The 23,304-nt window shown below is 73.6% G+C and carries 20 protein-coding genes and 1 pseudogene; 6 read left to right on the forward strand and 15 right to left on the reverse strand.

Features of this window, described 5'->3' with window-relative positions; genetic code table 11:
- Positions 1–6: 6 nt before the first annotated feature.
- On the reverse strand, positions 7–897 hold the full coding sequence (locus ACFY3N_RS14130; protein WP_390816931.1) for a DUF4132 domain-containing protein: 891 nt from the start codon (positions 895–897) through the stop codon (positions 7–9).
- Positions 898–1,471: 574 nt separating this feature from the next.
- Here ACFY3N_RS14130 and ACFY3N_RS14135 point away from each other — a divergent pair.
- Complete coding sequence (locus ACFY3N_RS14135) at positions 1,472–2,068, forward strand: LuxR C-terminal-related transcriptional regulator (RefSeq protein ID WP_390816932.1); 597 nt, start codon at positions 1,472–1,474, stop codon at positions 2,066–2,068.
- Between the two features lie 40 nt (positions 2,069–2,108).
- On the opposite strand, the gene ACFY3N_RS14140 is transcribed toward ACFY3N_RS14135, so the two are convergent.
- The 6 genes from ACFY3N_RS14140 to ACFY3N_RS14165 form a co-directional block, all read right to left on the reverse strand.
- On the reverse strand, positions 2,109–4,019 hold the full coding sequence (locus ACFY3N_RS14140) for an ATP-binding cassette domain-containing protein (protein WP_390816933.1): 1,911 nt from the start codon (positions 4,017–4,019) through the stop codon (positions 2,109–2,111).
- The gene (locus ACFY3N_RS14145; RefSeq protein WP_390817193.1) at positions 4,016–5,806 is read right to left on the reverse strand and encodes an ATP-binding cassette domain-containing protein; all 1,791 of its coding nucleotides are present in this window, start codon (positions 5,804–5,806) and stop codon (positions 4,016–4,018) included. The genes ACFY3N_RS14140 and ACFY3N_RS14145 overlap by 4 nt, the downstream gene beginning before the upstream one ends.
- 275 nt (positions 5,807–6,081) lie before the next feature.
- Entirely contained in the window at positions 6,082–6,210 is a 129-nt protein-coding gene (locus ACFY3N_RS14150) for a SapB/AmfS family lanthipeptide (RefSeq protein WP_006130296.1), read from the reverse strand.
- Positions 6,207–8,867 carry a class III lanthionine synthetase LanKC gene (lanKC, locus tag ACFY3N_RS14155; RefSeq protein ID WP_390816934.1) on the reverse strand — a complete coding sequence of 887 codons (2,661 nt, stop codon included), beginning with the start codon at positions 8,865–8,867 and terminating at the stop codon, positions 6,207–6,209. The genes ACFY3N_RS14150 and lanKC overlap by 4 nt, the downstream gene beginning before the upstream one ends.
- Before the next feature lie 209 nt (positions 8,868–9,076).
- Positions 9,077–9,952 (reverse strand): glutathione S-transferase C-terminal domain-containing protein, encoded by an 876-nt coding sequence (locus ACFY3N_RS14160; protein WP_390816936.1) that lies wholly within the window; start codon positions 9,950–9,952, stop codon positions 9,077–9,079.
- A gap of 102 nt (positions 9,953–10,054) precedes the next feature.
- The gene (locus ACFY3N_RS14165; RefSeq protein WP_390816937.1) at positions 10,055–10,210 is read right to left on the reverse strand and encodes a hypothetical protein; all 156 of its coding nucleotides are present in this window, start codon (positions 10,208–10,210) and stop codon (positions 10,055–10,057) included.
- Positions 10,211–10,463: 253 nt separating this feature from the next.
- Here ACFY3N_RS14165 and ACFY3N_RS14170 point away from each other — a divergent pair, with 253 nt between their 5' ends.
- Positions 10,464–10,736, forward strand: coding sequence for a HEAT repeat domain-containing protein (locus ACFY3N_RS14170; protein ID WP_390816938.1), 273 nt, complete (start codon positions 10,464–10,466; stop codon positions 10,734–10,736).
- Between the two features lie 153 nt (positions 10,737–10,889).
- Here ACFY3N_RS14170 and ACFY3N_RS14175 read toward each other — a convergent pair whose 3' ends face one another.
- The 5 genes from ACFY3N_RS14175 to ACFY3N_RS14195 form a co-directional block, all read right to left on the reverse strand.
- Positions 10,890–12,062 (reverse strand): LLM class flavin-dependent oxidoreductase, encoded by a 1,173-nt coding sequence (locus ACFY3N_RS14175; protein WP_390816939.1) that lies wholly within the window; start codon positions 12,060–12,062, stop codon positions 10,890–10,892.
- A gap of 25 nt (positions 12,063–12,087) precedes the next feature.
- Positions 12,088–13,284, reverse strand: coding sequence for an SfnB family sulfur acquisition oxidoreductase (locus ACFY3N_RS14180; protein WP_390816940.1), 1,197 nt, complete (start codon positions 13,282–13,284; stop codon positions 12,088–12,090).
- Positions 13,281–13,838, reverse strand: a complete 558-nt coding sequence (ssuE, locus tag ACFY3N_RS14185) for an NADPH-dependent FMN reductase (RefSeq protein ID WP_390816941.1) — start codon at positions 13,836–13,838, stop codon at positions 13,281–13,283. Before ssuE ends, ACFY3N_RS14180 begins: the two co-directional genes overlap by 4 nt.
- A gap of 39 nt (positions 13,839–13,877) precedes the next feature.
- Positions 13,878–14,834 carry an LLM class flavin-dependent oxidoreductase gene (locus ACFY3N_RS14190; RefSeq protein WP_390816942.1) on the reverse strand — a complete coding sequence of 319 codons (957 nt, stop codon included), beginning with the start codon at positions 14,832–14,834 and terminating at the stop codon, positions 13,878–13,880.
- A 187-nt stretch (positions 14,835–15,021) separates the two neighbouring features.
- Positions 15,022–15,102: a putative leader peptide gene (locus ACFY3N_RS14195; RefSeq protein WP_351078001.1), complete on the reverse strand. Its 81-nt coding sequence runs from the start codon at positions 15,100–15,102 to the stop codon at positions 15,022–15,024.
- A 138-nt stretch (positions 15,103–15,240) separates the two neighbouring features.
- On the opposite strand from ACFY3N_RS14195, the gene ACFY3N_RS14200 reads away from it, so the two are divergent.
- The 4 genes and pseudogenes from ACFY3N_RS14200 to ACFY3N_RS14215 all read left to right on the forward strand — a co-directional run.
- On the forward strand, positions 15,241–16,149 hold the full coding sequence (locus tag ACFY3N_RS14200) for a LysR family transcriptional regulator (protein WP_390816943.1): 909 nt from the start codon (positions 15,241–15,243) through the stop codon (positions 16,147–16,149).
- Between the two features lie 615 nt (positions 16,150–16,764).
- Positions 16,765–18,126 carry a bifunctional o-acetylhomoserine/o-acetylserine sulfhydrylase gene (locus tag ACFY3N_RS14205; RefSeq protein WP_390816944.1) on the forward strand — a complete coding sequence of 454 codons (1,362 nt, stop codon included), beginning with the start codon at positions 16,765–16,767 and terminating at the stop codon, positions 18,124–18,126.
- Positions 18,123–19,325 (forward strand): homoserine O-acetyltransferase, encoded by a 1,203-nt coding sequence (locus ACFY3N_RS14210; protein WP_390817194.1) that lies wholly within the window; start codon positions 18,123–18,125, stop codon positions 19,323–19,325. The genes ACFY3N_RS14205 and ACFY3N_RS14210 overlap by 4 nt, the downstream gene beginning before the upstream one ends.
- 160 nt (positions 19,326–19,485) lie before the next feature.
- Positions 19,486–19,656, forward strand: a pseudogene (locus ACFY3N_RS14215) (ABC transporter ATP-binding protein); the annotation flags it as partial.
- A gap of 60 nt (positions 19,657–19,716) precedes the next feature.
- Here the strand turns inward: ACFY3N_RS14215 and ACFY3N_RS14220 are convergent.
- From ACFY3N_RS14220 to ACFY3N_RS14230, 3 genes are read right to left on the reverse strand one after another with little or no spacing between them, the layout of a single operon-like run.
- The gene (locus tag ACFY3N_RS14220) at positions 19,717–20,844 is read right to left on the reverse strand and encodes an LLM class flavin-dependent oxidoreductase (protein ID WP_390816945.1); all 1,128 of its coding nucleotides are present in this window, start codon (positions 20,842–20,844) and stop codon (positions 19,717–19,719) included.
- On the reverse strand, positions 20,837–21,919 hold the full coding sequence (locus ACFY3N_RS14225) for an LLM class flavin-dependent oxidoreductase (protein WP_390816946.1): 1,083 nt from the start codon (positions 21,917–21,919) through the stop codon (positions 20,837–20,839). Before ACFY3N_RS14225 ends, ACFY3N_RS14220 begins: the two co-directional genes overlap by 8 nt.
- A complete protein-coding gene (locus tag ACFY3N_RS14230; RefSeq protein WP_390816947.1) occupies positions 21,916–23,289 on the reverse strand; it encodes an NtaA/DmoA family FMN-dependent monooxygenase in 1,374 nt (457 codons plus the stop codon). The genes ACFY3N_RS14225 and ACFY3N_RS14230 overlap by 4 nt, the downstream gene beginning before the upstream one ends.
- Positions 23,290–23,304 lie beyond the last annotated feature (15 nt).

Here is a 23,304-nt window from a genome sequence, read left to right on the forward strand (position 1 = left end):
TGTCGCTCACGCGGCGCCGTCCTCGGTCACGGTGCGGCCGGCGTGCAGGGCCGCGGCCATCCGCATGCCCTCGGACCAGGCCACGGGGCCGACCCGGGTGAGCGGCAGGCTGCGGTAGCCGTCCTCGTCGCGCCAGCTCAGGCTGCCGGTCCAGGCCTTCTCCTCGGCGTAGGGGTTGCTCATGCCGACCGAGGCGGTGACGACGCGCCCGCCGTCCAGGATCCGGTCGACGGCGCTGCTGCCGGAGACCTTGTAGCCGAGGGAGGTGACACGGGAGGAGAGGTGGAACCACGAGCGGTACTCGGCGCCGGCGAACTCGCGGACCGAGTCGGCGGCCTCGTCGAGGCCGGCGGGCTTGTGCCAGGTGGCGCGGTGGATCTGCTCGACGCCCTGCGTCACCCCCAACTCGACCGCAAAGGCCCGCAGTTCCTCCAGGTCCGGAAGGAGGACGGGATGGGGCATGGTCACCGTGCGGGGGGTCAGGCGGACGGTCTCGCCGTCCAGGTCGACCACCCGCAGTTCACCCGGGACGTCCGCGTCGCGCAGGAAGCCGGTCTCGCCGGGGCCGTCACCGACGACGACGATGTCGCGCAGCGCGGACCGCCACGCCTCGTCGGGCCAGAGCCGGGCCAGCAGACCGGTCGGCACCGGCAGCGAGGACACCATCCAGGCGTCGACCTGTGCCGCGCACTCGGCCGCGTGCCGCTCCAGCCACTCGGCGAACCGCTGCAGTTCCCGCACTTCGGGGCGGTCCCGTATCTCCTCCGGCAGGGTCCTCGTCCGCCCCGCCGGTAACGCACCGGCCGGGGACTCCGCCGCGGCGGACCGGGGTCGGGCCACCACCCCGCCCTCCACCAGGGCGACTTCGTACGCGTCGCCCGCTGCCAGCCAACCCATGGGTTACTCGCCTCTCCCACCACTCGGAATCCGGCACAGCACGTCCGGCAGCGGCCCGATCGGCGTGCCTCGCTGTGACGCCGGTCGAAAGACTAGAGGCACCCACCGACAGTCCACCGTCCCCCGCTCCGGGCCGGGTCGGCGGGAAAGCCTGTTCGGACGGGCGGTGGGATTCACGCCAGATTGGGCAATGGCTGTTTCCGGCCGCGCTCCGGACGGGGCGGACCCGCCGCCCCGGCGCCTCCCGCCCGGCGCGGCACGGCCCCTCCGGCCGGCGGTGTGCCGCCGTCACCAGGGCGGCGGGGCCGCCGGGGTGGGCGGGACGGCCGGCCGTCGCGTTCCGCGCGGGCGGGCGCCGCCCGCCGGAGGGGGCGCGTCCCCGCCGTTTTCGGCCGGGCGGGCGCAACCGTCCCGCTCCCCGAAGGGCGCTGGGCACGGCGGATCGCGTCCGGTGTGGTTCGCACGAGCGTACGTGTCGTGTTCTTCCGGGACGGATCGGGGCACACGGCCCGTGGCGCGGGACGAGTGTGGTCGGCTGTGCCCGGGCGCAGCCGCTGACCAGGGGGTGGGGGAGATGGTCCGTACTGTCGTGGTGCACCACGAGGAACTGCTGCGATCGGCGTTGGTGGAACTGCTCAGATCCGACGTCGCACTGGAGGTCTCGTCCATGTGCCCCGGCGCCGACCTGCCGGACCACGAGGTGTTGCCGGCAGACGTGTGGGTCGTGGACGGCGACTGTCTGCAGGGCCCGGGGCAGGAGCGTGACGCGCCCTTCCGGGCGCGTCACGGAGACCGGCTCGTCGTCCTGACCAGCGCCAAGCGGCCGGGGATCCTCCGCCGGGCGTTCGACGGCGGTGCTCTCGGACTGGTCGACAAGAACGCCCCGGCGCGCCGGCTGATCACGGCGGTGCACACGGTCGCCAAGGGAGAACGTTTCCTCGACCAGACGCTCACGGTCGCCCTGCTGGAGGGCGCGGAGATGCCGCTGACCACCCGCGAGCTGAGCGTGCTGTCCCTCGCCTCCCAGGGGGCGCCGATGGCCGAGATAGCGGCCCGTCTGCACCTGTCCCGGGGGACCGTCCGCAACTACATGGCCACGGCGATCCGGAAGGTGGGCGCCCGCAACCGGGTCGACGCGATACGCATCGTCCAGAACGCCGGATGGACGTGACGGGCCGTGCGGTGACCCCGCTCGAGGCGGCCGGCGGCGGTCAGGGCTCCCGGTCCGGGCCGCCGTTCCAGTGGCCCGTCAGGTCACGGTAGAGCGGCGAGCGCTCCAGCAGCTCCTCGTGCGTGCCGCACACCGCCGCCGTCCCGTCCAGCACCAGCACCCGGTCGGCGCGTACGGCCGACGACAGGCGGTGCGCCACCACCAGCAGCGTTCCCGGGCGCCGCGCGAGGGCCTCCTCCGCGCGTGCCTCGGACGCCGGGTCGAGGTGGCAGGTGGCCTCGTCGAGCAGCAGCAGGGGCGCGGGGGACAGACAGGCCCGCGCGAGCGCGACGAGCTGCCGTTCCCCCGGGGACAGTTCGGCGGGCCGCACCGGTGCGTCGAGCCCGCCCAGGCGCTCGACCAGCGGCCGCAGACCGAGGGCCCCGACGGCGGCGTCGAGGTCCGCGCGGTCCACGTCCGGACGCAGGTACGCGAGGTTGTCCCCCACGGTCCCGGAGAAGACGTAGGCCTCCTGGGGCACCAGTACGCGCAGCGCGGCGAGTTCGGCGGGTGCGCGCCCGGTCACCTCCCGGCCGGCCACCCGCACCTCGCCGCCGCTCGGCGCGAGCGTCCCCGCGACCAGGCGGGTGAGCGTCGACTTGCCGATGCCGCTCGGCCCGACGACCGCGAGGCGCTCGCCCGGGGCGACGCACAGGTCGAGCGAGTCGAGGACCGGTTCCGCGCGGGCTCCGTAGGACAGGGTCACGGACCGCAGCTCCACCGCCGCGGCCGGACGTCCCCCGTGAACCGGTGACCGGGCGCCGGCGTCGGTGGCGCCGGCGGCCGGAGGGCACGCGGCCGGGTACGCGGGCTTCGGCCGCGCGTGGCGCCCGGCCACCGGTGCCGGCGCCCCCGGCCTTCCCGCACCCGGCGTCCCCGCCGCCTCCGGCTCCGGCTCCGGCTCCGGCTCCGGCTCCGGGCCGATGATCCGGTCGAGGACGACCAGCAGCCGGGCCCCCGCCGCGCCGAGCGCGGTCATCAGCGTGTGCAGGGCGGGCAGCAGCGACTGGACGAGATAGGTGAAGGCCCCCAGCAGCGCGCCCGCCGTCACCCCCCGCCCGCGCAGCCACGGCACCGCCAGCAGCAGCGCAAGAACGGGCAGATGACCCGCGACGCCGAGCGCCGCCGTGCGCACCGCCGCCCAGCCTGCCAGGACCCGGGCCGCCGCCGCGGCCCCGTCGACCAGCTCCGCCGCGCGCCGCGCCGCGCCGGGCCCGGTGCCGCAGGCCGTCAGGTCCCGCAACGCCGCCCGTGACCGGGCCGCGTGGTCGCCCAGCGCCTCGTCGGCCGCCAGGGCGCGTCGCTGGGCCGCCGCCATGGGCCGCAGCGTCACCAGGAACAGCACCAGGCCGCCCGACAGCGGTGGCAGCACCACCACGAGGAGGGCGGGGTGCAGCGACAGCAGCCCCAGCAGCGCTCCGGCGGCGGTGAAGACGAAGGACCGCAGGGTCAGGACGAGACCGGCGAAGCTGTCCCGGGCGATCTCGACCTGATTCGTCAGCCGGGAGACGGCCGCCCGGTCCGTTCCGCCGGCCCCGCCCAGGACGGCCCGGGCCAGGGACCGGTCGACCGCACGCCGCACCAGGCCGTCGCGCAGCGGCTCCGTCAGCCCGGCCAGCTGGGTGAACACGCCCCGGATCACCGGGGCGCCGAACAGTACGGCGACCAGCGCGACCGCGAGCCACAGCAGCCCACGGCGCACGTCACCCGCGAGGAACCCCCGGTCGACGGCTCGGGCGACGCCGTGTCCCACGAGGAACGCCTGCCCGGTCTCGGCCAGCGACCAGAGCGCGAGCCGCGCCAGCACCCCCCTGCGGCGGGCGAGGAAACGACGGGCGGGCGGCGTGACGCGGCGCAGCGCCCCGGACCCGTCGCCCGTGCCCCGCGCGCCCGCGTCCACGACGCGCGTCACGGCCGCGCCTCCTCGGGCTCGGGCCGGCGCGTGGCACCGGCGCCCGGTGCCCCGGCCCCGGTGCCCCCGGCGTCGAAGACCGCCCGGTAGCCGGCCGTGTCCCACAGTTCGCGATGGGGCGCGACGGCCCGCACTCCCCCGTCCTCCAGCCAGATCACCAGATCCGCCCGGGCCGCCACCGACGGGCGGTGCGCGACGACCAGTCTGGTCCCGGGCCGCACCGAGTGGCGCAGCGCCCGGTCCACCTCGTGCTCGGTGGCGGTGTCCAGGCTGGACGTCGCGTCGTCCATGATCAGCAGCCGTCCGGCGTGCGCGAACGCCCGGGCGAGCCCCAGGCGCTGGTGCTCGCCGCCCGAGAGCGGCGCCGCGGCCAGCGGGGTGTCGTAACCGCTCGGCAGCCGGCGGACGAAGCCGTCGGCGCCCGCGGCACGGCAGGCCTCCCGGACCTGCTCGGGCGTCACCCGCCGGGGACCGGCGGCGACCGCCTCGGCGACCGTGCCCTCGGCCGGCGCCGGACGCTCGAAGGCGTAGCCGACCTCGGTGCGCAGCGCCTCCCGGGTCAGCCGGTCGAGACGGACGCCGTCCAGCAGCACGTGTCCCTCGTCGGGGTCGATCAGCCGCCCCGCCACGGCGGCCAGGACGGACTTCCCCGCTCCGCTGCGGCCGACCACCGCGGCGGTGGTGCCGCCCGGCACCCGCAGACCGTCGATCCGCAGGACCTGCCTGCCGTCGCGCACCACCCGCACGCCGCGCAGTTCGAGATCGCCCGGTCCGGCCGGGGGAAGACGGCGCGTCCCGTGGGCCAGCGCGGGCATGCGCGCCAGTGCCAGGGTCCGGCTGCGTGCCTCGCGGCCGCGTACCACCGCGCCCAGTAGTGACGCGGCGCCGCCGACGCCGGCCGTCAGCTGCGCGTACCGGCACACGGCGAGCAGTTCGCCCACGCTCAGGGCGCCCGACGCGAGACGCAGGCCGCCGACGGCCGTGGCGGCCAGGACGAGCAGGGGGACCAGGACACCGCTTCGGCCCAGGGCCCGGCCGTGCAGCGCCCACATGCGCTGGCCCAGGGCGGCGAGCCGGTCCAGCGGCTCGAGCACGCGCGCCCGTTCCCGGGCGCCGGTCCCCGCGGCGGCGATCGTCGCCGCGCCCTCCAGGGCCTCCAGCAGCCGGGAGGCGATCTGTGACTGCGCGTTCTGGTAGGCGGCCACCGAGGCACCGGTGTCGCGGGCGAAGGTCCGCAGTACCAGCGCCAGGGCGGGCAGCCCGGCCAGCACGCAGACCGCCACCCACACGTCGACGGCGGCCAGCGCCGCGAGCGCGCCCACCGGCGTGACCGTCGACGCCGCCAGCGCCGCCCGGGCCGCCGGGGCGCCGCCCGCGTCGGCGGCGTTGAGGGTCAGGCGGGTCCCGACGTCCCCCGGGGTGAAGGGGCGTGCGCGGTCCGGTACGGCGCGCAGCAGACCGTCGAAGGCGCGGGAGCGGAGGGACGCCGTCCAGACGGCGTTGCAGCGGCCGGTGAACAGGGAGGTGAGGCTGTCGAGCAGCAGTTCACCGAGGAGCAGTGCGGCGCTCAGCGCCAGCCAGCGGCCCGCGGCCCCGTCGGCTCCGCCGTTTCCGTCGCGCAGGAGCAGGTCCAGTGCGCGGCCGAGGGCGAAGGGCTGGGCCACCGTCGCCGCGGCCGCTCCGACCGAGCACAGCAGCACCAGTACTTCGGGCGTGCGCCCCGGCGCCGTGCCGTCGGCCCCCTCCCGCGCCCCGCCCGCCCGCCGCGCCCGGAACCCGGTCGTCAGCACCGGCCGACCTCCTTCCGTCCGTCCACCCCGTCCGCCGCGGTCACCGCGGCCGCACGCCCGGCGCGGGGGGGGGGGGGGGGGGCGCCCCGCCCCCGCCCCCCGCCCCCCCCCCGCCCCCGCGCCCCCCGCGGGGGGGGGGCCCCCCCCGCGGGCCCCCCCCCCCCCCCGGGCGCGCCCCCCCCCCCCCCCCCCCCGGCGCCCCGGGCCGGAACCCGGGGCGCCGGAGCCGGGCGACGCGACTCACCACGCCGCCGCGGCGGTCAGCACCGGTGTCAGTTACAGGTGGTGACGCTCAGGCTGCTGTCGCCGCAGAGCAGCAGGCTCGCGCGGCTGCCGGTCTCGACGTCGCCCATGGCCTCTTCCTTGGGGGTCTCCATCGACTGCAGGTCGAACAGGTTCATGACATCTTCCCTTCGTACGGCAACGGGTTGTCTTCTTTCCTCACGACCCCCTGGGGGGCCGAGTCGTGGGGCCGCCGCGCGTGCGGCGGCGGAAGGAACGGCAGCCCGGCGGACGGGGTGCCGTGGACGGAGGCGACGGCCAGCAGGCATCCCGCCGTGCCCGTGGAGAGGTCCATGGACAGGCGCATCATCTGCTCGCCGGGGAAGGCGAGCCGGCCACGGTAGGCCATGGCGTGCCAGGACAGCGCGTCGAGCTGACGGCGGACGGCCTCCGGACCGGTGCCGGGCACCTCGGCCGTCGTGCGGGCGAGGTACAGCACCATCCCCGACACGCCCCGGTACAGGCCCGGCTGGGCGTAGAACATGGCCTGCGCCGCGGCCACGATCTCGCCCCTCGCCCGCGCGAACTCCTCGTCCTCCCGGTGCGCCAGGTAGTCGTCGAGCACCATGCCGATGCCCACGCTGCCCGCGCCCAGGTAGGGCATGGTCCGCCAGCCCTCGTCGACCTGCAGCGCGCCGCCCGCGCCGCGGACGCAGCGGGAGAGGTCCCGGCGCAGCGCGTCCCGTGCGAGGTCGAGCAGGGCGGGGTCCCGGTCGCGTTCGTGGAGCCGCAGGAAGAGCAGGGCGCGTCCCGCCGCGCCGTACAGCAGCCCCGCGCGTTCCCGGCCGGTGCCCCCGTCCCCGGCCGGCCGGCCCCGGGCGGTCAGCTCGGCGCAGCGCCGGGCCGCCGAGCGCAGGGCGGTCTCCCCGGTGGCCGCGGCCAGCGAGTCCAGGGCCAGGCCCAGTCCGGCGGTGCCGCTGTGCAGGTCCGGGGCCAGGTGGTCGAAGGGCTGGTCGAGGAGCAGCTCGGCGAGGTCGAGGGCGCGATCGCGGTGGCCGAGGTGCTCCAGCGTCCAGGCGAGGCCGGCGAGCCCGTCGTGGAAACCGAGGGGCATGCCCGACGGCGGTTGCTTGGTCCGCTCCAGCAGCCACTGCTCGCCGTCCTCGTCCCGTCCCGCCCCGCTCTCGGCCAGGGCGTACAGCACTCCCGCCGCGCCGTGGCCGAAGGCCAGTCCGCCGCCGGCCGTGGCGAACTGCGCGATGTCGCCGGGGAAGAGGCGGTCGGTACGGGACGGTGTCGCCGAGGCACGGATGGCGGCGGCCATCGAGTCCCGGCTGCGGGGCCAGTCGCCCGGCCGGACCGGCACCACCGGCCCGTCCGTCCGTCGCGCCGCCGGGGCGCCGGTGGAGGCGGCGGCGCCGCCCGTGATCTCGTCGACTGCCGCGTCCAGGAAGGCCCGGTCCACCGGGAACTGACCGGCCACCACGTCGGCGAGGTGGGCCGCCTTGCGCCGGTCCAGTGCCAGCAGGCTGGTGAGCGGGAGGAACAGCGCGAGCCGCAGACAGGCCAGCGCGTACCGGTCCACCGCGACGCCCCTCCGGTCGGACGGCGCCACGAACCCCGGGTTGGCGACGGTCTGCCGGCCAGCTTCGCCGACCGGGTGCGCCGCCTCGAAGTCCAGCAGGACGACGCTGTCGTCCTCACGGAGCATGATGTTGAACAGGTGCAGGTCGTTGAAGACCACGCCCCGGGCGTGGACCTCCTCGACGGCGCGTTCCACCCGCGCGTGGACGTCGAGGGCCCAGGCCGTGTACTCGGCCAGCCGCTCCCGGCCGGGGTCGGCCTCGATGAGCGGGTGACGGCGGGCGAAGAACGTGTTGAGCGGCTTGCCGTCGACGTACTCCAGCACCAGGAAGTGGTGCTCCCCGACCGTCAGGTGGTCGAGCACCTCGGGTGTGCAGTCGAGGCCGGACAGACGCTCCAGCGCGCGGCGCTCGCGGTGCAGCCGGGTCACGGCGTCCGCGCCGTCGGCCGCCAGCCCGGCGTGCGGACGGGCCTCCTTGAGGACGACCCGCTCCCCGGTGCGGGAGTCGCGGGCGAGGTAGACACCGCCGCCGTTGGAGAAGTGCAGCGCCGACTCGATGGCATAGGGCAGGTCGGCCACCGTCAGCGCGTCCCGGGCCCGAAGGTGCGGGTCAAGGAAGGCGGGCACCTCCACCCAGTCCGGTACGCGGAAGACGGGGCCGCGCAGATCGGGTACCAGCACCCCGTCGGGACCGGTCACGGCCGGCCGCAGCTCCCCGTGCTCGTCGTAGCAGTTGCGCCGGGTGAAACCGCCGTACCGCACGTGCACGGGGCCGTCGCCGAGCCGCAGATCGCTCAGTATGTGCGGTCCGGGTTCGCCGGCCAGCAGCTCCGACAGCTCGCCCGCGAGCCGCTCGAACCGCTCCTCGTCCGCCGGGTACACGGTGATGAACTTGCCGCTGCCCGCCCGGTCCGCGTACTTGGCGTTGCGCTGGTGCAGCAGATAGCGGCTGGGGACGAACTTGAAGGCCGTGCCGCCGGCGACGCAGTGCCGCCAGACGCGCTCGAGCACGGACTCGGCGTTGTCGAGACAGGCGGAGACGTGGATCTTCCACCCCTGGTCGGGCAGGTCGGCGTCGACCGGACGCAGGGCGAGCCAGTCCCCGCTCTCGCCCCGCTGCCATCCCGGCGGGACGGGCCACGAGGCCGCGGCGTACCGGGAGCGCCCGGTACCGGCCGCGGAGACCGTGCGGTGCGGAGCGTCGTAGAAGTACGGGTCCGCGTCGCAGTACACGGCATAGCCCTTGTTCACGCCGGCTCCTTCCCGCCGATCGCTGACGGGCATGACGCTGTCACGCGGCGTACCGTCCCGCACAGTCACCGCTGTCATCACTCCGATGTGCGGAACGCACGGGTAACTTGAAGCCCTCCCGGGCCGCTCGACGAGGCGGGACGCACGGCGGAGGCGGTGTCGCGGGCGCGCGGAAACGCCGGAGGCCGCGCGTCCGCCCCGCCTTCCGGTCAGCCGGGCTGCCGCACCGGCTCCGGCGCCTCCCCTGGTGCGTACGCCGCCCAGTCCACGATCCGTACCGCCGCGTCGGCGGCCTCCCGGCCCCGGCAGTGGGCGTGGTGCCTGCGGGCGATGCCGTCCAGGTCGAGGTGGGGGCCGAAGGCGGGGTGCGCCGCCAGCCGCCGTGCGTACGCCCACAGACGGGGACGGCCGGTGATCCGGTGCACCGCGGCGGCGTCCAGGTGGTGCCGGTGCACGGTGTCCAGTTGCACCAGCGTCACCCACACCTGCACATCGGCGAGGGTGAGTTCGCCGCCCAGCACGTGCTCCCGGGAGGAGAGCCGCCGCTCCAGTACGTCCAGCGCGCGCAGCAGGGTGGCCAGCGCGGTGTCACGGGCCGCCGGGTCCCCACCGGACCGCCCGGCGCGCTGGGCCGTTGCGGTGATGCCCTGCTCGCAGAGTCGGCCCACGGCCTCGATCGCCCCCTCGGCACCGCGCGGGTGGAGAGCGGGGCCGTGACCGCCGAACCGCCGGGCCATGTCCCGCAGGATGTCGGGGGTGTGGGTGCTGACGATCCGCCCGGTCCAGTTGTCGCTGAGGACCGGCGCCGCGGCCGGACCGGGGTATTGGTGCGAACTGGCCTCGTACAGCGGGCGCAGGGCCCGGTGTCCGCCGCCGGGTGCGTCGGGCACGGCGGGCAGCAGCGTCACCGGGAGGGTGTCGTCGAGGCCGAGCAGGCTGTGTGTGACGGCGATCTGCAGGCAGTGCGGACAGGACAGCGACAGATGAAGCCGGTAGCGGTGCGGCGCGGCGTAGTAACCGCCGCGCGTGTCACAGCCGATCCTGCTCCGGAAGGACGGCACGGCTGTCGGGGATGGGGCGGACATGCGTCTCCCTGGGGGTGCTCGGTCACGGGGATACGGGCGTACGGAGGCGACGGCACGCGGCGGCTTCGGCGCGGCCGGGTCGGCGTTGCTCGCGCGGCAGGATCAGGCGTGACCGGGGGGCCGGCCGCCGTCGCGCGGGGGACTCGCCGCACTGCACACGCGCACGAGATCGATGTGGCGGCGGGACGTCAGCAGGGGCAGCGGCCGGACGGCGACGCGGACGGCTTCGCCACCGGGGTCCAGCGCGGCACGGCCCATGATTCCCTACTAAATCACTAGGATTCCTTCAGTGGAGTGTCAGGCCGCGTCCGGGCCGCGTCAAGAGGACCGTTCGCCCCCCATCGGCACGTCTCACCACGTGAGAGGGCCCCGCCACCGGGACCGGTCGCCCGGGACGAGCGCGCGACGCGACGGACAGGACGGGCGCGGATCCTCCCCGGACCGCTCCGGGCCGGCCCCGGCAGCCCGGACATCGGTTCGCTCCGCCCCCCTCGCGGCCGTCGGGAACGGGATGCCGCACCCCTCTCCGGTACTCCGCCCCCGTGCGACCGACCCCGACCCCACCGTCCGCCGGACGGCCGTCACCGTCCTGACGGAGACGGTGCCGCCCGGCACCGGGCCGGCTCTGGCCGCCGCGCTCGCCGACACCGACGCCGACGTCCGCAAGGCCGCCGCGGTGGCACTGACGGGGCACCGTGCCGGCGAGGGCGCACGAGCGGCCCCGGCCACGGCGACGACGGACCCGGACGCGGACGTCAGGGCCTGGGCGGCCCGGGCGCTGTGACCGAACCGCTGCGACGGCGGACGGGTTCGGTCCGCCGCCGATTCACCGCTGATCCGGTTACGGAAACCCGCCGCCGGTCCTCCGGATCCGTCCGCTTGCCCGGCACCAAGGTGCGGGCAGTGGCCTCGGCTGCCGCCTCGGCGTCGTCGGCGATCACGCGGGTCGTCGCCGACTCCCGGTGTCCGCGAAGGGGACCTGGGCGCCGGGCTGCTCGGCGGTCGCGCCGCGGAACGGATGCGTCCACAGTCCCTGCGCCTGAAGCCTCGGCAGGACGCCCTCACCGAACCAGTACGCCTCCTCCAGATGCGGATAGCCGGAGAGAACGAACTCCTCGATGCCCAGGGCGGCATACTCCTTGATCCGCTCGGCGACCTCCTCGTGGCTGCCGACCAGGGCGGTCCCCGCTCCGCCGCGCACCAGGCCGATACCGGCCCAGAGGTTGGGGTGGATCTCCAGCCCGTCGCGGTCGCCGCCGTGCAGGGCGAGCATCCGCTGCTGCCCCTCGGACTCGCTGCGGGCGAGCCCGGCCTGGACCGACCGCACGGTTTCCCGGTCGAAGCCCTCCAGGAGACGGTTCGCCTCCGCCCAGGCCTGCTCGGAGGTGTCGCGGGTGATGACGTGCAGCCGGATCCCGAAGCGCAGGGTGCGGCCCTCCTTGGCCGCCAGCGCCCGGATCCAGGCGGTCTTCTCCGCGACGGCGGCCGGCGGCTCGCCCCAGGTGAGATAGACGTCGGCGTGCCGGGCGGCGATCTCCCCGGCGATGGGCGAGGAGCCGCCGAAGTACACCTCGGGGACCGGATCGGGTACGCGGGTCAGCTTCGCGTCCTCGACCCTCAGGTGCTCACCGGCCAGGTCGACGGCCTTCCCCTCCCACAACTGCCGGACGATGTCGAGGAATTCGCCGGTACGGCGGTACCGGTCGTCCTTGTCGAGGAAGTCTCCGTAAGCGCGCTGCTCGTGGCTCTCCCCGCCCGTGACCACGTTGAGCAGCAGCCGTCCGCCGGTCTGCCGCTGGAAGGTGGACGCCATCTGCGCGGCGAGTGTCGGTGAGACGAAGCCAGGGCGGAAGGCGACCAGGAACCTCAGGCGGTCGGTGTGCTGGCTGACCATGGCGGTGGTCAGCCAGGCATCCTCGCACCAGGCGCCGGTGGGGGTGAGCGCGCCGGCGAAGCCCAGGTCCTCGGCGGCGCGGGCGATCTGGCCGAGGTAGGCGACCGTGGGCGGCCGGTCCCGGCCGGACGCCGTGGCCGGGGTGCCGTGGCCGCCTCCGACGACGTGACGGCTGTCGCCGTTGGTGGGCAGGAACCAGTGGAAGGTGAGGGACACGGGTGGGCTCCGTTCAGGTCGTTCGTCAGAGGAGGCCGTGACGGGGTGGCCTGGTGCCGTTGAGCACGTAGCGGCCGATGTGCTGGACCTTCCAGCGAGCCGGGTCGTGCAGGGTGTGGGTGCGGGCGTCGCGCCAATGGCGGTGCAGGCCGAGGGAGTCGAGCGCCGATCGGGTGCCGGAGACCTCGAAGAGGGCACTGCCGACCTCTACGGCCGTCTCCGCCGCCGTCACCTTGGCGGTGGCCACCGCGATGGACGCCTCCGCGGCGGAGTCGTCGGTCAGGCCGGCGCGGGCCGCGTCCACGGACCTCGCCGCGGTGGCGAGCAGCGCGTCGGCGACCCGGACGCGGATGGCCAGTTCACCGAACCGCTGGATCAGCAGGGGGTCCTCGGCGGCGGTCGGGTGGCCTTCGCCGGCGCTCTCGAACCAGGGGCGGCTCTTGGTGCGGACGAACTCCACGGCCTCGGCCAGTGCTCCGACGGCGATCCCGGTGTCGATGGCAGCGTGCAGCAACTGAGCTACTGCTCCGTGGAGTTGGGGACCCCGGAAGGTGAGGTGGTGCGGCACGACCCGGTCGGCCGGGACGGGCACCGACTCCAGGCGGACGGTTCCGCTGGCGGTGGTGCGCTGTCCCATGCCGTCCCAGTCGTCCACGACCGTGAGGCCGGGCGCGTCGCGGGGCACGTACGCCACGTGCAGGCCGTCGTCGTCGGCGCGGGCGAGGACGGGGATCCAGTGCGCGAACAGCGCGCCGGTGGAGTAGTGCTTGACGCCGTCGAGGACGTACGACCCGTCGGGGCGCCGCGCGAGCCGCGTACGGATGTCCTGCACATGGCTGGTGCCCGCCTCGGACTGGGCGTTGCCGAGCCGCTTGCCCGCGAGCACTTCGCCGAAGAAGAACTCCTTCTGCGCCTGCGTCCCCAGCCGGCGGAGAACATTGACGTACACGAAGTGACTCTGCGGGATCTGGGCGAGGCTGGCGTCGGCCGAGGCCAGCAACCGGAAGATCCCCGCGAGTGTCTCGGTGCGCACGTCCGCGCCGCCGAACTGCGCGGGCACCGTCACGGCGAGCAGCCCGGACCCGGACAGCCGCTCCAGTTCCGCATACGGCAGCCGCCGCCGGGCGTCCCGCTCGGCGGCGTCCTTGCGGAAGTCCGCGGCCAGTTCGGCCGCGACGGCGAGGGCCTCGGCGTCGTCGGCGAGCACGGTCGCGGCACTCATCCGGTGGCCGCCAGCAGGGTCGGGCGGCCACCGAGGGCGAGCGAGAACTGGTCGGTGACCTGGGCAAGGGCCTCGGCCGGGCCCGGAGCGACGGTCAGGGTGCCGTCTTCGGCCACGGTGATGTCCTTGTCGAGCGTGAACCAGCCGGGCGTGATGTGGGAGGGTCCCATCGAGTTCAGCACGGGGCGCAGGGCGTAGTCGATGGCCAGGACGTGGGCGGTGGTGCCGCCGGTGGCCAGCGGAAGGACGGTCTTGCCCGCCAGGGCGTACTGCGGGAGCAGGTCCAGCAGCGACTTCAGCAGCCCGGAGTAGGCGGCCTTGTAGACGGGGGTGCCGATCACGACCCCGTCCGCCCGCTCGAACAGGGCGGTGGCCTCGACGATCGCCGGATGCCGGAAGTCGGCGTACAGCAGGGCCTCGGGTGGGAGCGTACGGACGTCGAAGGGGATCACTTCGTGCCCCTGGACCCTGAGTCGGTCGTCCAGGTGGCGCAGCAGCCGGGCGGTGCGGGAGGTGGCGGAGGGGCTTCCGGAGACGGACAGGACGGTGGCCATGCAAGGACCTTTCGAAGTGGTGTCGGATGCGGATGGCGGTCAGAGCCGGGCGGCGGGGGGCGCGGACCCGGCTTCCCGGGCCTCCGGTTCACGGACCAGGGGCAGCACTCGCCTGCCGAAGTGCTCGACCTCCTCCAGGTAGTGCAGGAAGCCGAGGAGGAAGAGGTCGACGCCGAGGCGCTTGTAGGCGACGATCCGCTCGGCGATCTGTTCGGGGGTGCCGATCAGGCCGGTGCGGAAGCCGTCGTTGTACTGGACGAGGTCTTCGAAGGTGGAGTCCTGCCACATCCCCTTGCCGTCGGCGGTGGACCGGCCGGCCTGCTGGACGGCGTCGCGGAAGCCGTGCACGGCCCGGGTGTCGGCCTTGGCCACGATCTCGCGGAGCGTGTCGCGGGCTGCGGTGGAGTTGCCGCCCTGGAAGATCTCCGGGTGCGGCCGCTCGGGGGTGCTCAGCGGCTTGGGCTTGAGGGAGAAGCCGCGCAACCGGTAGAAGTCACCGGCGAGTTCGGCGTGATCCTCGGTCCAGATCCTCCGCAGGGCGCGAATGAACTCCTCCGAGCGGCGGTAGCGCTCGTCGTGCTCCAGCCAGGGTTCACCGAGGGCGGTGAACTCGCTCTTGAACCAGCCGCTGACGACATTGACAGCGAACCGGCCGTTCGACAGATGGTCGGCGGTGGCGCCGAATTCGGCCAGGACACCCGGGTGACACAGGCCGGGGTGGACGGCGGCGATGACCTTCAGGCGCTGGGTGGCGAGCAGCAGGGCGAGGCTGAAGCCGGTCGACTCGTGCTGGTACTCGGCGCCGTAACTGGCCATGTAGCGAACCTGGCCGAGGGCGTAGTCGAAGCCGTTGTTCTCGCCCAGCACGGCCAGTTCGCGGTTGTAGTCGTAGCCCCAGTCGGTGCGCTGCTCGATGGTGCTGGTGACCAGACCGCCGCTGACGTTCGGCACCCAGTAGGCGAAGCGGACGGGGGCGGACCCGGGCGGTACGGTCATGGGGAGCTCCTGGCGGGAATGCGCACGCGAAAGGGCGCGTGCGGTGACAGGGAAACGTGTTCGGAGATCGGGGTTCGGGCGTCCGGGGACGACGTTCCCGGGAAAGACGGAATCACCACGGAAAACGGCCGGCGGTGGAATTCACGAAGGAAGATCGGCCCGGTGCGAGGGTTTCCCTCGGGTGCGCTCAGACCCGACAGCGACAGCAGGAGCTGGAGACACGCGCAAGGTCGACGTGGCGTCGCCGCGTGAGGTCCTGTCGCTTCATGTCACCGATCAAAGCAGTGGGGAGTCCGGCCGGTCAAGAATGCCCGGATGTGATTCCACATGCTGAGAGTCGGTATTCACGAGGTTGTGACAGGGATTCCCTTGAACGTGGCGTGCGGGGAACGGCAGCCTCCTTGCCGTGCGTACCGAACAGCTCGAATACATCGCCGCCGTCACACGGTTGGGCTCCCTGCGACGCGCCGCCGAGGAACTGCACCTCTCCCAGCCCGCACTCAGCGAGACCGTGCGCAACCTTGAGCGCGAGCTCGGCGTGGACCTGCTGGAGCGGAAGCGGTCCGGGGCGAAAATCAGCGACGAGGGCCGCGAACTGCTGCCGCACATCATGAGTGTGCTGGACGCGGTCGACCGGCTGCGCGGTGCGGCCGGTGATCAACACCGCATCAGCCGTATGGTCCGGCTCGGCACGGTCAACACGGCCACCGTCCCGCTGGTCATCCCGACCGTGCGGGAGTTCCGGGCCTCGCACCCGGTCACCCAGGTGGAGTTGGTCGGCGCGCAGCAGGGCGGGATCCATCGCGGGCTGCTGGAGGGGGCGTTCGATCTGGGGCTGGTGAACTACCTGGGGGGCGACGACATGCCGCCCGGCTTCGAGACCACCGAGTTGCTGCGCGGCCGGCCCGTGGTGTGCCTGCGCCCGGACAGTCCGCTGGCGGCCCTGGACGTGGTGGACGCGGACAGCCTCCTGGCCGAGCCGCTGGTCGTGATGCGGTCCGGTTATGTCATGCACCGCTTCGTCCACCGTCTGCTGGGCGGCCGTACGCCCTCCTTCTCCTACTCCACCGACGGCGCCGAGATGGGCAAACTGATGGTGGCCGAAGGGCTCGGGGCGACGGTACTGCCGGACTTCAGTGTCATCGGCGATCCCCTGGAACGACGGGGCACCATCACCGTACGGCCGCTCGCGGGGGACGCCACCGACGTGCTGCTGGTCCTGCAGCGCCGCAACTCCGGTTCCGTACCCCGGGCGGTACGCGACCTGCAGGAGCTGTTCGTGCGCAACGCCTGTGCCTACCGGGCCTCTTCGTGAGCCGGAGAGGCTGCCGACGCGTTCGTTGCGCTCCACAGCCATGGCCGGGGACGACTTCGGCGAGACGGAACCCGGTTGGGTGTTCAAGGCCGAGGTCCGGGGGCACGGCTGCCTGGACATCGTGACCGGCTGGTTTATTTCGGCCGGTGCCGTCGGGTACCAGCGGTCCGCTCAGGTCACGCACCCGGCCCGATCGAGCTCACGGCGGAGAACCTCACGGCCCCGGGGCCGTGGCGCTGCGGAAGGCCGCGATCCGTAGGGGCCCCTCCGCCACGTCGGACCGGCCGCGCTCAGCGCCTCGGCCTGGGGCGCCGTGGGGACGTCGTGTCCGGTGACGCAGAAGAAACCCGCCTCTTGATCTGGTGTGCTGCGGCCCGCATGTGGTTACCTGGCCCCATGACCGTGCTCGTGACCCGCCGCCACGTCGACTACGTGCGTGTCACCACCACGGGTTGTTCCGCCGCGTGCTGACGCCTCGCTCCGGCTTCTGAACAGCCTCTTTTTCCTCTTTCCCGCCGCCTCGCGCTGACCGTCGCACCCGTCCGGGGCGCGGCTCGCGGCTCTGCGGTCCCTTCACGCCTGCCCGCCTCCCCCTCCGCACAAGGGAGCACCACCATGAGCCGGCCCATCGACTCCGTCACCGCCGGTCACACCCCCGACGACGAACCCGCCGGGCCCGACACCTCGGCCTGGTCCTTCGAGACCAAGCAGATCCACGCCGGTGCCGCGCCCGACCCGACGACCGGGGCGCGGGCGACGCCGATCTACCAGACGACATCGTTCGTGTTCCGTGACACCCGGCATGCCGCCGACCTGTTCTCACTGGCCGAGCCCGGCAACATCTACACCCGCATCCACAACCCCACCCAGGACGTCTTCGAGCAGCGGATCGCCGCGCTGGAGGGCGGGGTCGCGGCGGTGGCGCTGTCCTCCGGTCAGGCGGCGGAAACCCTGGCGATCCTGACGCTGGCGAGTTCGGGTGACCACATCGTCTCCAGCGCCTCGCTGTACGGCGGCACGTACAACCTGTTCCGGCACACGCTGCCGAGGCTGGGCATCGAGGTGTCCTTCGTGGACGACCCGGACGACGCCGGGGCCTGGCGGGCGGCGATCCGGCCGAACACCAAGGCGCTGTTCGCGGAGACACTGGGCAACCCTCGCGGCAACGTCCTCGACGTGCGGGCGGTCGCGGACGTCGCGCACGGGGCGGGCGTGCCGCTGATCGTGGACAACACCGTGCCGACTCCCTATCTGCTGCGGCCGATCGAGCACGGCGCGGACATCGTCGTGCACTCGGCGACCAAGTTCCTGGGTGGTCACGGCACGGCCATCGCGGGGGTCGTGGTCGACGGCGGCACCTTCGACTTCGGGGCGCACGCCGACCGGTTCCCCGACTTCACCGAGCCCGACCCGAGCTACCACGGCCTGCGGTACTGGCCGGCGCTCGGCCCGGGCGCGTACGCCGTCAAGCTGAGGGTGCAGCTGCTGCGCGACCTCGGTCCGGCCCTCTCCCCGCACTCCGCCTTCCTGCTCCTGCAGGGCGTGGAGACGCTCAGCCTGCGCATCGAGCGGCACTCCGCGAACGCCCTGGCGCTCGCCGAGTGGCTGGAGCAGCGCGACGAGGTCGCCGCCGTCCACTACCCGGGCCTTATGTCCAGCCGCTGGTACGAGGCCGGGCAGAAGTACCTCCCGCGCGGCGCGGGCGCGATCGTCTCCTTCGAGCTGCGGGACGGCATCGAGGCCGGCAAGCGGTTCGTGGACGCCGTCGAGCTGTTCAGCCATCTCGCCAACATCGGCGACGTACGCAGTCTCATCATCCACCCGGCCTCCACCACTCACAGCCAGCTCGACGAGGAACAGCTGGCGGCCACCGGCACCTCGCCCGGCCTGGTGCGCCTCTCGATCGGCATCGAGAACCTCGCCGACCTCAAGGCGGATCTGGAGGCCGGGTTCCGCGCGGCGAAGGGCGCGTCCTGAACACCGCACTGACGCCGTCCCGGGGTCCCCTCCCGCCGGCTTCCGGCGCCTGGCGGGAGGGGGACCCGCCCGGACGACGCCAGTGGTACGAGCGGGAGAAGCCACTCGCTCTGGAGGCGGGCGGCGAACTACCCGGTGTGCGACTTGCGTTCGAGACCTGGGGGCGGCTCGCGCCGGACCGGTCCAACGCGGTGCTGGTGCTGCACGCCCTCACCGGCGACAGCCATGTGGCCGGCCCCGCCGGACCCGGTCACCCCACCCCCGGCTGGTGGGACGGCCTCATCGGCCCCGGGCGGGCGCTCGACACGGACCTCTGGTTCATCGTGGCACCGAACGTGCTCGGTGGCTGCCAGGGCAGTACCGGGCCGTCCTCTTCGGGCCCCTACGGTCGGCGCTGGGGCGGCGACTTCCCGTTCCTGACACAGCGTGACCAGGTCGCGGCCGAGGTCGGCCTGGCCGATGCGCTGGGCATCGGCCGGTGGGCCCTGGTGGTCGGCGGTTCGATGGGCGGGATGCGAGCTCTGGAATGGGCGGTGTCGCATCCCGAACGGACGGACGCGCTCCTGCTGCTCGCCACGACGGCCGCGGCGAGCGCCGAACAGATCGCATGGGCCGGCATCCAGCTGCGCGCCATCCGCTCCGACCCGCTCTGGCACGGCGGTCACTACCACGACACCGGCCGGGGCCCGCACGCCGGACTCGGCCTGGCCCGGCGGATCGCCCATGTCACGTATCGCAGCGAGCCGGAACTCCAGGTCCGCTTCGGCCGCTCGCCCCAGGGCACGGAGGACCCCTGGAGCGGCGGCCGGTATGAGGCCGAGTCCTACCTCGACCATCACGCGGCCAAGTTGACGCACCGTTTCGACGCGGGCAGTTACGTCGTACTGTCCGACGCCATGAACAGCCACGACATCGGCCGCGGGCGCGGCGGAGTGCGGGCCGCCCTGAGCCGGGTCACCGCCCGGACGCTCGTGGCCGGGGTCGGCTCCGACCGCCTCTATCCGCCCTCCCAGCAAGCGGAGCTGGCGGCGGGCATCGCCACGGCGGATCACCTACGGCTCATCGAATCCCCCTGCGGTCACGACGGTTTCCTGATCGAGGTGGAGCAGGTCGCCGCACTCGTGGGCGAGCTCGTGCACAGGGATCCCCCGGCACCGGCACCGGCACCGGAGCCAAGACATCACCGGCCACTTCCCTGACAGGTTCTCGGCCCTCGGCAGGCACCGAGAAGAAGGCGCCCCACCCGCCGGAAAGGGCAGCGCCCATGTCGCCTCGCACCCCTGACCCAGCCGTGGCGCTTCCTGATCGGACGGCACGAGGACACGACGTGCCGGCGGGCACTCGCCACCCCCGTACCCGGCGCCGCGGGACGCGGGGGTGAAGCGCGCCCCATGGCCCCAGCACCGTGCGGAGTTACCGGCCCGGGGCGGCCTCGAGGGCACCGGGAAGCGATGCGTCCGGGAGATCTCCGGCGGCCGGCAGCAGCGCGTCGCCATCGCCCGGGCGCCCGCCGCCGAGAACCCGCTCCTCAAGGACACGCTGGTGAGCAGGCCCGCCGTGGTCCACGTTGCGCGGGGACGGGCCTTCCACTCATCTCCGGCTCCACTCCTGCGCGAGCAGCTCGTACGACCTCACCCGGTCGGCGTGGTCGTGGGTGATCGTCGTGATGAGCAACTCGTCCGCTCCGGTGGCCTCCTGGAGCTGCGCCAGGCGGTCGGCCACCTGTCCCGGCGAGCCGACGAACTGCGTGTCCACGCGGTCCCGCACCAACTCCCGGTCCTCGTCGCTCCACTCGAAGGCCCGGGCCTGCTCCGGCGTCGGGTACTCGATGGCCCCCTCGGCGGTGCGGATGCTGCGGACCCAGGCCGCGTGACCGGTGGCGAGCTCCCGGGCCGTCTCCTCGTCCTCCGCCACGACCACGTCGGCCGAGACGCTGACGTACGGCTTGTCGAGGAAGTCGGAGGGCTGGAAGAGGGCCCGGTAGCCGTCCACGGCCTCCAGCACGGTGGCGGGGCTGACGTGGTAGTTCGCGGCGAACCGCAGCCCCCGCGCGCCCGCGGCCTCGGCGCTCCGGCCGCCGCTGCTGCCCAGGATCCACACCTCGACGTCGGCGCCCTCGCCCGGCACGACGTGCGCCTCGACGCCCTCCGGGGACCGGTAGGTGCCGGCCAGCAGGGCGAGGATGTCGTCGATCTGCTCGGCGTAGTCCTGCGACTCGGCACCGGGCAGCAGGAGCAGCTTGCGCTGCAGGGCGACGCGGGGTGAGCCGAGGAGGCGTTCGAAGGAGAAACGGGGCGGGATCAGCAGGCCGTTCGGGGCCCGGCCGTCCACGACGGGGGTGACGGTCGCGGGGGCTGCGGTCGGCCGTCCCGGCGGGCGGCCGCCCGAGCGGCCCAGGCCGAGGTCGAAGCGACCGGGATGCAGGGCGTCGATCAGGCCGAACTCCTCGACCGTGCTGAGCGCGGTGCGGTGGCCGAGCTGTACGGCACCGGAGCCGAGCCGGATCGTGGAGGTGGCGGAGGCGGTGAGCGCGAGGACGACCGCGGGGGACGTGCCCGCGACGCCCGGGTTGAGGTGGTGCTCGGCGAACCAGTACCGGGCGTATCCGAAGCGCTCGGCGTGCTGTGCCAGGTCGATGGAGTTGCGCAGGGCGTCGGCGGCCGTCGAGCCGGACGGTATCGGCACCAGGTCGAGGACACCGAGGGGGATGTCAGGCATGGGCGGGCTCCTTGGTGACGGGCCGTACCGGTCCCCAGGCGAAGGGCGGGTCCGGGATGTCCCGCCGTAGTACGGGGGCGACTTCGGACTGGAACAGCTCGAGGGAGGCGCGGTGCCGGGCGTCCGTCAGCCCGCTCGCGTCCGCGTGCAGGTGGAGCACCGTGTGCCCGAAGTGCTCGTGGTAGCGGTGCACCTTCTCGACGACCTGCTGCGGGCTGCCGATCAGCGCGGAACTGCGCTCCACGAAGTCCTCCAGGCTCTCGAAGACCACCGGCAGGCCGGACTGCCTCCGGAACGCCGACGTCGACTCGAAGACCGGCCGGTAGACCTCGAGCGCTTCCTGGGAGGTGCGGGTCACGAGGATCCCGGCCGTGCCGGCGCCGACCGCGATCCTCGCCGGGTCGTGGCCGTGGAACTCCCAGCGCTCGCGGTAGTACCTGATCAACTCGGCGTACGGCTCGACGGGATGGGTGACGTTCGCCGAGAACAGCGGGTCGCCGTGGCGGGCGGCCAGGTCCACCGACTCCTTGCTGGTGGCGCTGCCGTGCCAGACCCGGACCGGCTGCTGGTAGGGCCGCGGCCACACCTCGGCGTCCGTCAGCGGAGGACGGAAGCGGGTCGCCGCGGTCACCCTGTCCTGCCGCCAGATCCGCCGGAACACCTCGTAGCTCTCGGCGTTGCGGTCCCACTGGTCCTCGGGGGTGACGTGGAACAGCTCGCGCTGGGCGGCTCCGTTGCCCTTGCCGATGATCAGCTCCAGCCGGCCCTCGGAGAGGTGGTCGAGGGTGGCGTAGTCCTCGTAGGCGCGGACCGGGTCCAGGAGGCTGAGCGTGGTCACGGCGGTGAACAGCCGGATGCGCCGGGTCAGTGCCGCGATGTGGCCGAGGACGACGGTCGGCGAGGAGGAGAGGAAGGGCCGCTCGTGCCGCTCCCCCACGCCGAAGCCGTCGAAGCCGAGTTCCTCGGCGAGCAGGGCGTTGTCGAGGACCTCGCGGAAGCGGTCATGGGTCGGTTTGTGCACCCCGGTGACCGGATCCGGGCGGTGCGCGATCAGGGTGACGGCGAGGAACCTCACGACGCCGCCCGTTCGTCGCGGACGTCGCCCGGGTGGGCCAGGCCGAGGTGATCGCGCAGGGTCGGGCCCTCGTAATCCGTACGGAACACACCCCGTTCCTGCAGGAGCGGAACGACCTTGTCGGCGAACTCGTCGAGGCCGGTCGGGGTGAGGTGCGGGACGAGGATGAAGCCGTCACTGGCGTCGGCCTGCACGAACTCGTTGATGGTACGGGCGATCGTCTCCGCCGAACCGATGAAGTTCTGCCGGTTGCCCGTCTCGACGACCAGGTCGCGGATCGACCAGTTGTTCGCGGCGGCGAGTTCGCGCCACTCGCGGGCGGTGGCCAGCGGGTCCCGGTACATGCGGACCTGGGCCCGGCCCTTGGAGATGTGGTCGTCACCGACGTAGGGGTCGATGTCGGGGAGCGGCCCGTCCGGGTCGTAGGAGGACAGGTCCCGGTTCCAGACGAACTCCAGGTGCTTGAGGGCGGTGGCGCCGCTGACCTGTTGCCGGCGCACCACCTTGGCCAGTTCCTCCGCCTCGGCGTCGGTGTCGGCGAGCGTGAAGGTGGCGGCGGGCAGGACCAGCAGGTGGCCGGGGTGGCGGCCGTACTTGGCGAGGCGGTTCTTGACGTCGGTGTAGAAGGCCTGTCCCTCCTCGAGGGTGGCGTGCCGGCTGAAGATCGCGTCGGCGCTCGACGCGGCGAACTCGCGGCCTTCGTCGGAGTCACCGGCCTGGAAGATCACCGGGCGGCCCTGCGGGGAGCGGGGGACGTTGAACCGGCCGTGGATGTCGAAGTGCTGTCCGGTGTGGACGAAGGCGCCGGCCGCGGCGTCCCGCAGGAAGACGCCGGTCTCCTGGTCGGCGATGATCTCGTCGCCGTGCCAGGAGTCGAAGAGTTCGTTCGCCGTGGCCAGGAACTCCCTGGCGCGGGAGTAGCGCTCCTTCTGCGGCAGGAAGCCGCCGCGGCGGAAGTTCTCGCCGGTGAAGGCGTCCCAGGACGTCACGACGTTCCAGGCGGAGCGCCCGCCGGAGAGGTGGTCGAGGGTGGCGAACTGGCGGGCGACCTCGTAGGGCTCGTTGAAGGTGGAGTTGATGGTGCCGGTCAGGCCGAGGTGCTCGGTGACGGCGGCGAGCGCGGCGAGGACGGTGAAGGTGTCGGGACGGCCGACGACGTCCAGGTCGTAGATCTCCCCGCCCTGTTCGCGCAGCCGCAGCCCTTCGGCGAGGAACAGGAAGTCGAACTTGGCGCGTTCGGCGGTCCGCGCGAAGTGGACGAAGGAGCTGAACTCGATGTGGCTGCCGGCCCGCGGGTCGCTCCACACGGTGGTGTTGTTGACGCCGGGGAAGTGGGCGGCCAGGTGGATCTGCTTCAGCGGTTTGCTCATGGTCGTGGTCGTCCC

Source organism: Streptomyces sp. NPDC000348 (genome assembly GCF_042898795.1).
Taxonomy (GTDB): Bacteria; Actinomycetota; Actinomycetes; order Streptomycetales; family Streptomycetaceae; genus Streptomyces.